The sequence below is a fragment of the Desulfocurvus sp. DL1XJH-121 genome (assembly GCF_054819825.1).
Window position 1 is genome coordinate 117878 of the sequence record NZ_JBTVWW010000007.1, and the last position, 10985, is coordinate 128862.

11 protein-coding genes are annotated in these 10985 nt (G+C 67.4%); 4 read left to right on the plus strand and 7 right to left on the minus strand.

Going from position 1 to position 10985, the window contains the following annotated elements:
* Positions 1-28 precede the first annotated feature (28 nt).
* Positions 29-2737: a cation-translocating P-type ATPase gene (locus ACYYG1_RS06970; RefSeq protein ID WP_461209572.1), complete on the plus strand. Its 2709-nt coding sequence runs from the start codon at positions 29-31 to the stop codon at positions 2735-2737.
* Positions 2738-2860: 123 nt separating this feature from the next.
* Here ACYYG1_RS06970 and ACYYG1_RS06975 read toward each other — a convergent pair whose 3' ends face one another.
* Together ACYYG1_RS06975 and ACYYG1_RS06980 are read right to left on the minus strand one after the other, a co-directional pair.
* Positions 2861-3079: a hypothetical protein gene (locus ACYYG1_RS06975; RefSeq protein WP_461209573.1), complete on the minus strand. Its 219-nt coding sequence runs from the start codon at positions 3077-3079 to the stop codon at positions 2861-2863.
* 225 nt (positions 3080-3304) lie between these two features.
* Entirely contained in the window at positions 3305-4219 is a 915-nt protein-coding gene (locus tag ACYYG1_RS06980; RefSeq protein ID WP_461209574.1) for a DUF1848 domain-containing protein, read from the minus strand.
* A 184-nt stretch (positions 4220-4403) separates the two neighbouring features.
* Between ACYYG1_RS06980 and ACYYG1_RS06985 the strand changes: the two genes are divergently transcribed.
* Together ACYYG1_RS06985 and ACYYG1_RS06990 are read left to right on the plus strand one after the other, a co-directional pair.
* On the plus strand, positions 4404-5210 hold the full coding sequence (locus ACYYG1_RS06985) for a 4Fe-4S binding protein (RefSeq protein WP_461209575.1): 807 nt from the start codon (positions 4404-4406) through the stop codon (positions 5208-5210).
* 84 nt (positions 5211-5294) lie between these two features.
* Positions 5295-6113 carry a class I SAM-dependent methyltransferase gene (locus ACYYG1_RS06990; protein ID WP_461209576.1) on the plus strand — a complete coding sequence of 273 codons (819 nt, stop codon included), beginning with the start codon at positions 5295-5297 and terminating at the stop codon, positions 6111-6113.
* A 14-nt stretch (positions 6114-6127) separates the two neighbouring features.
* On the opposite strand, the gene ACYYG1_RS06995 is transcribed toward ACYYG1_RS06990, so the two are convergent.
* The 3 genes from ACYYG1_RS06995 to ACYYG1_RS07005 all read right to left on the minus strand — a co-directional run bounded on the left by ACYYG1_RS06995 (position 6128) and on the right by ACYYG1_RS07005 (position 7535).
* Complete coding sequence (locus ACYYG1_RS06995) at positions 6128-6397, minus strand: hypothetical protein (protein ID WP_461209577.1); 270 nt, start codon at positions 6395-6397, stop codon at positions 6128-6130.
* 254 nt (positions 6398-6651) lie between these two features.
* Entirely contained in the window at positions 6652-6936 is a 285-nt protein-coding gene (locus ACYYG1_RS07000; protein ID WP_461209578.1) for a ribbon-helix-helix domain-containing protein, read from the minus strand.
* Between the two features lie 35 nt (positions 6937-6971).
* Entirely contained in the window at positions 6972-7535 is a 564-nt protein-coding gene (locus ACYYG1_RS07005) for a DJ-1/PfpI family protein (protein WP_461209579.1), read from the minus strand.
* A 293-nt stretch (positions 7536-7828) separates the two neighbouring features.
* Here ACYYG1_RS07005 and ACYYG1_RS07010 point away from each other — a divergent pair, with 293 nt between their 5' ends.
* Positions 7829-8917 carry a glycerol dehydrogenase gene (locus ACYYG1_RS07010; RefSeq protein ID WP_461209580.1) on the plus strand — a complete coding sequence of 363 codons (1089 nt, stop codon included), beginning with the start codon at positions 7829-7831 and terminating at the stop codon, positions 8915-8917.
* A 222-nt stretch (positions 8918-9139) separates the two neighbouring features.
* Here ACYYG1_RS07010 and lysA read toward each other — a convergent pair whose 3' ends face one another.
* Positions 9140-10378 (minus strand): diaminopimelate decarboxylase, encoded by a 1239-nt coding sequence (lysA, locus tag ACYYG1_RS07015; RefSeq protein WP_461209581.1) that lies wholly within the window; start codon positions 10376-10378, stop codon positions 9140-9142.
* 131 nt (positions 10379-10509) lie between these two features.
* Complete coding sequence (locus ACYYG1_RS07020; RefSeq protein WP_461209582.1) at positions 10510-10983, minus strand: hypothetical protein; 474 nt, start codon at positions 10981-10983, stop codon at positions 10510-10512.
* Between the last annotated feature and the right edge of the window lie 2 nt (positions 10984-10985).

The following is a 10985-nucleotide window of genomic DNA, read 5'->3' on the forward strand; positions in this document are numbered from 1 at the left end:
AATACCCTGCGGCCCGTGCGGAGGTCCCATGAGCGAAGAGTCCTGGCATGCCCTGGATGTCCCGGAAGCCGTAAGGCGCCTGGGCGCGGACCCTCTTGCGGGCCTCTGCGCCGAGGACGCCGCAGCGCGCCTGGCCGAGCACGGGCCCAACGAGCTGGCCCGCGAGGAGCGCACCTCGCCCCTGGCCCTGTTCCTGGGGCAGTTCAAGAACGTGCTGATGATCATCCTGCTGGCGGCCATCGCGCTGTCGGCCCTGGTGGGCGAGGTGGTGGACGCGGCCATCATCGCGGCCATCGTGGTCTTTTGCGCGCTTCTGGGGTTCACGCAGGAATACCGGGCCGAACGCGCCCTGGAGGCGCTCAGGCGCATGCTCTCGCCCTCTGTGCGGGTCCTTCGCGGCGGCCGGGCCGTGGAGATACCCACCCGCGAGGTGGTGCCCGGGGACGTGCTGCTCCTGGAGGCCGGGGACCGGGTGCCGGCGGACGCCCGGCTGGTGGAGTGCCACTCCCTGGCCTGCGACGAGGCCCCGCTCACGGGCGAGTCCATGCCCGTGCGCAAGTCCCTGGACCCGCTGCCCGCCGACATCCCCACGGGCGACCGCGTGAACATGGTCTTCACGGGCGCCACCGTGACCTACGGCCGGGGCCGGGGGGTGGTCACGGCCACGGGCATGCGCACCGCCTTCGGGCGCATCGCCGGGGAGGTGGCCTCGGTGGAGCGCGAGCCCACGCCCCTGGAGCGGCGCACGGCCGAGATCGGGCGCTGGCTGGGCCTGGCCGCGCTTTCCATCTGCGTGCTGGTGGCCGGGCTGTCCATGGGGCGCGAGGCCCTGGCCGGGAAGCTGGACCTGTCCTTCGCGGTCACCGTGGTCATGTTCGCCGTGGCCCTGGCCGTGGCCGCCGTGCCCGAGGCCCTGGCGGCCATCGTCACGGGCGCCCTGGCCATCGGCATGCGCCGCATGGCCCGCCACGGGGCCCTGGTGCGGCGCATGCCCGCCGTGGAGACCCTGGGCTGCACCACGGTCATCTGCTCGGACAAGACAGGCACCCTGACGCGCGGGGAGATGACCGTGCGCCGCGTGGTGACCCTGGACGGGCACGTGCGCTTCTCGGGCCGGGGTTACGCGCCCGAGGGCGGCCTGGAGGGCGATTCCGGCCCCCTGGCCCCGGCGGACCTGCCCCGGGCCGCCAGGAGGCTGCTCACGGCCTGCGTGCTGTGCAGCGACGCGGACCTGCGCCGGGACGAGCGGGGCTGGAGCGTGTCCGGCGGGCCCACCGAGGGCGCACTGCTGGTGGCGGCCATGAAGGCCGGGCTGGACAAGGACGCCCTGCGCCGGGAGCGCCCGCGCGTGATGGAAATTCCCTTTTCCTCGGAGCGCAAGCGCATGTCCGTGGTCTGCCAGGGGCCGGCCGGCGCGCTGGACGCGTACATGAAGGGCGCACCCGAGCGCGTGCTGGAGCGCTGCGACCGCGTGGCCGAGGGGCAGGGCGAGCGGCCCATGACCGAGGCGGACCGCGAGGCCGTGCGCGAGGCCTGGCGGACCATGGCGGCCAACGCCCGCCGCGTGCTGGGCCTGGCCTGGAAGCCCTGCGGGGCCGGGGGGGTGCCCGAACGCGAAACCGTGGAGCAAGGGATGGTCTTCCTGGGCCTGGCCGGGATGATGGACCCGCCCCGGGAGGAGGCGGTGCGGGCAGTGGCCGTGTGCCGGGAGGTGGGCATCCGGCCGGTGATGATCACCGGGGACCACCGCCTCACGGCCCAGGCCGTGGCCCGGGAGATCGGCATCTACCGCGAGGGCGACCTGCTCGTCACGGGTGAGGAACTGGCCACGATGTCCGATGAGGAGCTCCAGGCACAGGTAGAGCGCATCAGCGTGTACGCCCGGGTCTCGCCCATGGACAAGCTCAAGATCGTGCGCGCCTTCAAGGCCCGGGGCGAGGTGGTGGCCATGACCGGGGACGGGGTCAACGACGCCCCGGCCCTGAAGCACGCGGACATCGGCGTGGCCATGGGCGTGTCCGGCACGGAGGTGGCGCGCGAGGCTGCGGACATGGTGCTCACGGACGACAACTTCGCCTCCATCGTGCAGGCCGTGGAACTGGGGCGCTGGATATACGACAACATAAAGAAATACCTTACGTTCCTCCTGCGCTGCAACATCACGGAGGTGGCCGTCATCGGCGGGGCCGTGCTGGTCATGGGGCCGGAATACCTGCCGCTGCTGCCCGCGGCCATCCTGTACATCAACCTGGCCACGGACGGGCTGCCCGCCCTGGCCCTGGGCGTGGCCCCGCCGGACCCGGACCTCATGAGCCGCCCGCCGCGCGCCCCAGGGGAGAGCGTGTTCACCTGGGACGTGAAGGCCTTCACGCTCATGGCCGTGCTCATCGAGATCCCCCTGTTCCTGTGGGTCTTCTTCCACGATTTCAAAGACATCGAGCACGCCCGTAGCGAGCTGTTCTTCCTGTTCTTCGTGGTGGAGCTGGTCATCGCCCTGAATTTCCGCTCCATGCGCTACAGCGTATTCCGGGCGCCGCCTCATTTCTGGCTCGTGGCCTCTGTGGTCTGGGAGGCCGCGCTCCTGGGCGTGCTGGTCTGCTTCGAGCCCGTGCGCAGGGCCTTCGGCGTGGCCCTGCCCTCGGCCGGGGACGCGGGGTTCATCGCCGCGTGCGCGGCCCTGGTGTTCGTTTCCATGGAGGGGGTCAAGATGCTGGTGCGCGGGCGGGGAAAGGCCTGATCCGCGCCGGGAGGGAACGAAGAGCGGGCCCGGCTCAGCAAGGGGGAGCCGGGCCCGCCGTGTTCGCGGCCCGCGGGGGGCGGGGCCGCTTTCCGGGATGCCGTGCGTGCGTGAAACCTTTCGTCAGGCGTCCATTTTCTTTGAAATATCCAGGCATTCCTGACGATAGAAGCAATTCGCCTGGTCGCAGAAGCCCGATTGCGCCCTGCCGAAGCAGTCGAAGTTCCCCTCCATGATCTGGCGTTGCCGGACTTCCTCCACCAACCCCAGGTACGTGGGAAGGGGCGCGGGCCTTGCTGCCTTTCCTGTTCTTTTCCTGCCCGTTGCGGTCGCCTTGGCCATGTGGGTATCCCCCGTTACGGTTACGGACCGGATTCCGCGCCCCGTGCCGGGACGGGAAGGGCGGCCCGATGGCTAAAACCGGGTCACGAAATTGCCTTCAGTATGCGCGCCCGGGATCATCGTGTCAATGGGGTTTCGCGAAAATAGCCGCTAATGACGGGCCTAAAATCATATTACCTGGTTTTTTCGCCCCTTGCCCCGTTTCCGAAAGGAGCGGGCCGGGGGCTAGAGGTCGAAGAGGGAGCCCTGGTCCGGCAGATGGCGGCCCACCAGGGACGGGGAAAGGGGATCGTGGGCCGCGAAATTGGCCCTGGCACGCCCCGGGGAGGACGTGGCGTAGCAATAGGCGCAGCCGTGTACGCAGGAATCGTACATGCCGACGTCTCGGGAGGGCGCGCAGCCGCAGCCCGGGCGCTGGCCCCGATCCGTGCCGGAAGGCGCGGGCGCGCCAAGGTCCGCCAGGATTTCCGGATCGATGCAGGCCCCGCGGGACACGCCCGGAGGCAGGGCCGCGCCCCGAGGCGGGCAGCACCATTCGAGGGCCATTCCCCGGGCGCTGGCCAGCTCCGCCAACCGGCCCGCCAGGGACGACATCGCCGCGCAGGGCAAGGGTTCCGGCAACAATTCGGGTACCCCCAGGCCGACAATGCGACGAACGGCCTTGACGTAGGGCGCAAAGAAGCTGATGACGCAGTGACGCACGCGTCCCGCGAGCCTGCGGGACAGGCCGTCGAAAGCCGCGAGGTGATGCGCCGCGTCCGTGGCCCGGCACAGGCAGATGGGATCGTAGCGCCAGACCACGCGCTCGGGCCCCACGGCCCGGGACAGGCGCAGGATGGCCTCCAGGCCGCTGGCGGCGTCCGGGCAGCGCGGAGCCAGGGCCCGGGGCTCGTCCAGGAGCGTGACCTGGAAATAAAACTTGAAGTCCTGCTTCAATTCGTCGAGAAAAGGAAGCATGGGCAGCGGGTTGCGCGTCCAGAAAACCAGGGCGTCCACGTCCTGGGGCCGCAGGGAGACCCGCGCCACGCGCGCGTGGGCATAGGGCGAGGGCACCGCGCACCAGCCCTGGCGCAGCCGGTTCATGAACCAGCGGGCGTAGAAGGCGGGGATGTCCGTTCGCCGGGAGGCGGAAATAATCATTCCCCCGGGATAGCCCACAACCCGGCGCAGGGGAAGGAGATACCCCCTGCGGTTGGAAGGGCTATGCCCAGGTAGGATAGTGGTTGGCGGCAGCCAACTTTGGCATTGGACACACAAAGACGCCGACAGGCCTGAGCCGGATTCGGAAACCGAGCCAGACAAGAACAAAAGGAGCTATGATATTATGCAGATACGCAAAGTTCAGGGCGTATTCTTTTCTCCCACCGGCGGCACCCGCCGCGTGGTGACAGCCGTGGCCGCGGGGGCTGGCGTGGGGCTGTCCGAGGAATGGGACCTGACTCTCCCTGACGCGCCGGAGCCGGACTTCAGCGATCAGGAAGAGACCCTGGTGGTCATCGGCGTGCCCGTGTATTCGGGGCGCGTGCCCGCCACGGCCGTGGAGCGGCTGCAGAAGATCAAGGGGGGCGGGATTCCGGCGGTGCTGGTGGTGAGCTACGGCAACCGCCACTACGACGACGCGCTTCTGGAGCTCCGGGAGCTGGCCACGGAGGCCGGGTTCAAGCCCGTGGCCGCCGGCGCGTTCATCGCCGAACATTCCTTCAGCAGCGACGCCATGCCCGTGGCCGCCGGGCGGCCCGACTCCCCGGACCTGGGCGCGGCCATGCGCCTGGGCGGCGACGTCCTGGTCAAGCTGGAGGAGCTGCACTCCGCCAAATCCATCAAGAAATTGAAGGTTCCCGGCAAGAAGCCCTATCGCGAGGGTACCGGGCAGTTCGATCCGCCCATCTGCCCGAGCGTGGACATGGAGCTCTGCGAGCTGTGCGGCGGCTGCGCCGAGGTCTGTCCCACCGGGGCCATCACCGTGGACGAGGAGCCCAAGACGGACGCGGCGGCCTGCATCATGTGCATGGCCTGCGTGCGGGCCTGCCCCACGGGGGCGCGCGTCATGGACGCGCCCGCCATCGCGGCGATCAACAAGAAACTGTTCGACAATTGTTCGGAGCGCAGGGAACCGGAGACCTTCTTGTAGGATAAACTCCGGCGCCTCCTGCGCCGCCCCGGCCCCTGGACGCGCTTCACGCCGCCCGGGGGCTGGAGGCCTGGGGGACGGATCATGAGCGACGAAGCGCGGCGCGCGCTGCGTAATTTCTGGGATTCCAAGGCCCTGGACCGCGTGGAGCAGATGCGCGGCAAGGGCTTCTCGCCCATGAACGCCCTCTACGAGGAGGCCTGCTGGCGGTTCATCGAGCCGCTGCTGCCTGCGAGCGGGGCGCGGGTCCTGGAGGCGGGGTGCGGCACGGGGCGCTGGGTCTTCCGCCTGGCCGAGGCCGGGCACAGGACCACCCTCACGGATTTCTCGCCCGAGATGGTGCGCGTGGCCCGGGAACAGGTGCGCGAGCGCGGCGTGGCCGACAGCGTGGACGCCTGCCTGGTCATGGACATCTGCGACATGGGCGAGCTGCCCGACGCGCATTTCGATCTGGTGCTGGCCCTGGGCGAACCCTTGGGCCTGTGCGGCGACGCGGGCAGGGCGCTCAACGAAATGCGCCGCGTGACCAGGCCGGGCGGCTTTGTGGCCTGCGACGTGGCCAACCGCTTCCGCCGCGCCCTGGACCTGGCCCAAAAGGGCGACTGGCCCCGTTCCAAAGAAATGGCCGACACGGGCCGCGCGAGCTTCAAGGCAGGCTTCCCCCTGCGCGCCTTCACCCCGGACGAAATCCGCTCCCTCTACGAATCCAACGGCCTCACGGTCACCACCCTGGCCGCCACCTGCCCCTTCCTGTCCTTCCCCCCGGACCAGAACCAACTCCGGGCCCTCTACCAGGACCCCGAAGCCTTCACCATCGCCCAATCCCTATTCCACGACCACGCCGAAACCCCGGAAATGCTGGCCGTGAGCACGCGGCTGCTGGTTGTTGGGGAGAAAAATTAATAGTATTTCAAGACCTACAATACTCCTGGATCAAAATGCTGTAGGTCTAGATACAAATCATACTCTACGCCGTTTTCATTTTGACGAGGCCTATATGACTCTACGAGTTCATCATAAAGAGCATCAACAGTTGGATAGTGTAGCCCGTCAAAATTGTATCTTCCATGGCTTGGATAAAGCGTAATTGAAACAACACCTTTTCCCGACGGAACGGGCAACTCTATATCTTTTCCCGCAGCGTAGATTCTCTCCAGAATCATTTTTGATTCTTGTGCATAATCCATAGTTAATCCTCCTGCTTATATAAAATTTGCTATATTTTTGTTTCTAACAAGATGCACCAATTTTTAGTTTGATTCAATAAGCCAAACAGCTCCGGCCTGAACCCAGGCCGGAGCTGTTTGTTTCTTGTCACTCCATACAGGGATTCCCAGCCTCCAGCCCTTGGGCGGTGTGGAACGAAGTGAACACACGGCCTTAGGGATGGGGACAGCAGCGCTAGGGGGTTACCCCCTTGAGCCGCCGGAGGCCTTCTTGTTCAACCGACTTGCCGCAGCCCCGGCGAGACGTCGCTGAGGTAGGTGGTGCAGACCACGCGCAGCAGGGAGGCGAAGTTGTTGATCTCGCCGTGGCGGGCCCGGGCCTCGTCGTGGAGGTTTTCCAGGAACCTGGGCAGGGTCAGCCCCTGGGAGGCCGCGACTTCTTCGAGGATGATCCAGAAGGCGCGCTCCAGCCGGACGCTGGTCACTCCGCCGTGCAGGCGCACCGAGCGCGTGATGGATTCGTAGCGCGCCGGAGGCGTGGACGAATAGATGTCGCACATGGAGCATCCCCCTATGCCGCCCCTGCGGTTCACAGCTACCCCAGGAGTTCCGCGATCTTGCGGATCCAGGCGGGGTGGGCGGGCCAGGCCGGGGCGGTCACCAGGTTGCCGTCCACAATCGCCTCGTCCATCTGCAGGGCGGCGTATTCGCCACCCGCGAGAGCGACTTCCGGAGCACAAGCAGGGTAGGCCGAGACCTTCTTACCGTCAAGGCAGCCCGCCGCCGCAAGCAGCTGGGGCCCGTGGCAGATGGCGCCGATGACCTTGCCCGCATCCATGAAATGGCGCACCAGGGCCAGGACCTTGTCGTCCAGGCGCAGGTATTCGGGGGCGCGGCCGCCGGGGATGACCAGGCAGGCGTAGTCCTCGGGCTTGATCTGGTCGAAGGCCGCGGTGAGGGCGAAATTGTGGCCGGGCTTTTCCGAGTAGGTCTGATGGCCCTCGAAATCGTGGATGGCTGTGGCCACGACGTCGCCGGCCTTCTTGCCGGGGCACACGGCGTCCACCGCGAAGCCCATGGCCTGGAGCGCCTGGAAGGGCACCATCACCTCGTAATCCTCGACAAAATCGCCGCAGATGATGAGAATCTTCTTGGTCATAGCAATACTCCTTTTTGCCAACCCATACCGTTTTCACGGAGGAAAGGGTATTATGTACCTACTACTTCGCCCGCCTCGGCGAAAAAGCGGTACTGGACCGCGTCCTGTGCCTGGCCCGAAAGGACGGCCCGCTCCCGGGAAAGGGCGGACACGGGCCACGAGAGCTTCAAGGCGTCCGTTTCCGCAATCCATGCCACTCGCCGGTCTGAAACGAAAAGTGGTGTTTCCCTTGCGTAGCCAGGCGGCAACCTCTATCACGGATCATAAACGACCTGTAACCAACGAGGTATGGCATGATATCGACATCGATTTTCCCTGGGCGCTATGTGCAGGGCGCAGGGGCCCTTTCCCTGCTTGGCGAGGAGACCGGACGCCTGGCGGACAAGGCCCTGGTGGTGGAGGACCCGGCGGTCGTCTCCCTGCTGGAGGCGCGTCTGCCCGTGGCCGGGGAGGTGGCCTTCGTCACCGAGAAGTTCAAGGGCGAATGCAGCGACGAGGAAATAGGACGCCTGTCGAAGCTCGCGGAAGACGCAGCCGTCGGGGCCGTCATCGGCATGGGCGGCGGCAAGGCCCTGGACACGGCCAAGGCCGTGGCCCATGGGCGGGGCGTGCCCGTGCTCATCGCGCCCACCCTGGCCTCCACGGACGCGCCGTGCAGCGCCCTGTCCGTGATCTATACCCGGGAGGGGGCCTTCAAGCGCTATCTGGTGCTGCCCCGCAACCCCGACGTGGTGCTGGTGGACAGCGAGATCATCCTGGGCGCTCCGGCGCGGTTTCTGGTGTCCGGCATGGGCGACGCCCTGTCCACGTGGTTCGAGGCCGAGGACTGCCGGGAGAGCGGGGCGGCCAACATGACGGGCCGCCCGGGGGGCATGACCGCTCTGGGCCTTGCGCGGCTGTGCTTCGACACGCTCATGAACGACGGGGTCGAGGCCGTGGCCGCCATGCAGAGGAAGGAAATCACCCCGGCCCTGGAGCGGGTCATCGAGGCCAATACGCTCCTCTCGGGCCTGGGCTTCGAGAGCGGCGGCCTGTCCGGCGCTCACGCCATCCACAACGGCCTCACGGTCCTGCCCGAGACGCACACGTTCTGGCACGGCGAGAAGGTGGCCATCGGCACCCTGTCGCTCCTGGCGCTTACAAAGCGCCCCCAGGAGCTCATGGACCAGGCGCTGGATTTCTGCCTGCGGGTGGGCCTGCCCGTATGCCTGGAGGATATCGGCCTGAAAAACCCCACGGACGAACAGCTCATGCGCGTGGCCGAAGCCGCCTGCGCCGAGGGCGAGACCATCCACAACATTCAGGGCGACGTTACCCCCGGCCAGGTCCTCGCCGCCATCAAGGCTGCGGACGCTCAAGGCCGCAACAAAAAGGGCCTCTAGGTTCCCCAAAAAAACGTTTGGCCGCGTGGCAGGCCACGCGGCCAAACGAATATCAGAAGCCCCGGCCTGAACCCAGGCCGGGGCTGTTCGTTTCTAACATCCCCCATAGAGGGATTCTCAGCCTCCAGCCCTTGGGCGGTGTGGAACGAAGTGAACACACGGCCTTAGGGATGGGGACAGCAGCGCTAGGGGCTTTGCCCCTTGAGCCCCCGGAGGCGAATCCTACTTTTCCAGCGCGGTCAGGTCCTCGTAGGTCTCGCGGCGGCGGGCCACGGTGGCCTTGTCGCCGTCCACCAGGATCTCGGCGGCGCGGGGGCGGGAATTGTAGTTGCTGCTCATGGTGAAGCCGTAGGCCCCGGCGGAGAGCACGCCCAGGTATTCGCCGGGCCGCATGTCGGGCAGTTCGCGGTCCCGCGCCAGGAAGTCGCCGGACTCGCAGATGGGGCCGACAACATCTGTCTCGCGCGCGGGGCGGCCGGATTCCTCGACCTCAACGATGCGGTGGAAGGAGCCATACAGGGACGGGCGGATGAGGTCGTTCATGGCCGCGTCCACGATGACGAAATGCTTGGACGGCGTGGTCTTGGTGTAGACCACCTCGGTCACCAACAGGCCCGCGTTGCCCGCGATGACGCGCCCGGGCTCCAGGATGAGCTTCAGGGGCAGGCCGCGCAGGCGTTCGGTGAGGGCCGCGCCGAACTCGGCGGGGTGGGGCGGCTCCTCCTCGTCGTAGGTGATGCCCAGGCCACCGCCCAGGTCCAGATACTGGATATCGATGCCGATCTCCCCGAGCTTCTCGCGGAAGGCCAGGACCTTGTCCAGGGCCTCCAGGAACGGGTCCAGGGTGGTCAGCTGCGAGCCGATGTGGCAGTCGATGCCCACGGGCTCGATGCCCGGCAGGTCCCGGGCGCTCTTGTACGCGGCCAGGGACGAGTCCATGTCCAGGCCGAACTTGTTCTTTTTCATGCCCGTGGAGATGTAGGGATGCGTCTTGGGGTCCACGTCGGGGTTGATGCGCAGGCTGATGCGCGCGGTGACTCCCTTGGCCTGGGCGGCGCGGGAGATGCGCTCCAGCTCGCCCTGGCTCTCCACGTTGAACATCAGGATGCCCGCGCCCAGGGCGAAGTCGATCTCCTCGCGGCGCTTGCCCACGCCGGAGTAGACGATGCGCTCGGCGGGGACGCCCGCCTTGAGCGCCCTGTGCAGCTCGCCGCCGGACACGATGTCCATGCCCGCGCCCATCTCGGCCAACAGGCGCAGCACCGAGAGGTTGGAGTTGGCCTTGACGCTGAAGCAGGTCAGGCGGTCCAACTCGCTGAAGGCCGAGTCAAAGGCCTCGAAATGGCGGCGCAGGGTGGCGGCGGAGTAGACGTAGAGCGGGGTGCCGTGGGTGGCGGCCAGCTCGGCGACGCTCACGTCCTCGGCGTGCAGCACGCCATCCTTGTACTGGAAATGATGCATGATTCTTCGGCTCCGTTGAGAGGCCGGCCGCCTGGTGCCGCGCACGGCGCGGGGGGCGGACCGGACAAGCGTTCATGGGGCGGCGGGGGCTGCCCGCCAGCCAAACAAAAAAAGCGGCGCGCGGCGAGGCGTCAGCGGGCGGCGGTCACGGGCGAGGCCACGTCGGCCACGGCGCGCATCACGTTGGACCCGATGATGCGGAAGCGGTAGGCCCCGCCGGGATTCAGGCCGCAGCGCGAGATGCGCAGGGCCCCGTGGTCCAGGCTGAAGCCCGCGTCCGAGCGCGAAAATTCCTCGCTGCCCCGGGGCACGAAGGGGCAGTCGGGGCAGTCGTTGTCCCCGTATTCCAGGTACACGGCGTCCAGATCCTCCCAGGCGCCCGAGACCGTGGCCGTAACCACCAGGCAGCCGTTTCTGTTCACCCCCACCACGTCGGTGAAGGCGAAGGAATGCTCCTTGTCGTCGGGCGTGGGCCAGGCCTTCTTGCCGCAGCCCGTGGCCAGGGCGCAGAGCACGGCCAGGGCGAGGGCGAGAAGGAGCATCTTGCGCGGCGCAAAGCGCGGCGTGCGGCGCGGGGCCGGACGCGGAGAAATGGAACCGGTCATGG

Excerpts from the sequence above, each read along its gene's own strand:
- ACYYG1_RS06970 (WP_461209572.1), top strand. The coding sequence starts at position 29 with ATGAGCGAAGAGTCCTGGCATGCCCTGGATGTCCCGGAAGCCGTAAGG.
- ACYYG1_RS06975 (WP_461209573.1), bottom strand. The coding sequence starts at position 3,079 with ATGGCCAAGGCGACCGCAACGGGCAGGAAAAGAACAGGAAAGGCAGCA.
- ACYYG1_RS06980 (WP_461209574.1), bottom strand. The coding sequence starts at position 4,219 with ATGATTATTTCCGCCTCCCGGCGAACGGACATCCCCGCCTTCTACGCC.
- ACYYG1_RS06985 (WP_461209575.1), top strand. The coding sequence starts at position 4,404 with ATGCAGATACGCAAAGTTCAGGGCGTATTCTTTTCTCCCACCGGCGGC.
- ACYYG1_RS06990 (WP_461209576.1), top strand. The coding sequence starts at position 5,295 with ATGAGCGACGAAGCGCGGCGCGCGCTGCGTAATTTCTGGGATTCCAAG.
- ACYYG1_RS06995 (WP_461209577.1), bottom strand. The coding sequence starts at position 6,397 with ATGGATTATGCACAAGAATCAAAAATGATTCTGGAGAGAATCTACGCT.
- ACYYG1_RS07000 (WP_461209578.1), bottom strand. The coding sequence starts at position 6,936 with ATGTGCGACATCTATTCGTCCACGCCTCCGGCGCGCTACGAATCCATC.
- ACYYG1_RS07005 (WP_461209579.1), bottom strand. The coding sequence starts at position 7,535 with ATGACCAAGAAGATTCTCATCATCTGCGGCGATTTTGTCGAGGATTAC.
- ACYYG1_RS07010 (WP_461209580.1), top strand. The coding sequence starts at position 7,829 with ATGATATCGACATCGATTTTCCCTGGGCGCTATGTGCAGGGCGCAGGG.
- lysA (WP_461209581.1), bottom strand. The coding sequence starts at position 10,378 with ATGCATCATTTCCAGTACAAGGATGGCGTGCTGCACGCCGAGGACGTG.
- ACYYG1_RS07020 (WP_461209582.1), bottom strand. The coding sequence starts at position 10,983 with ATGACCGGTTCCATTTCTCCGCGTCCGGCCCCGCGCCGCACGCCGCGC.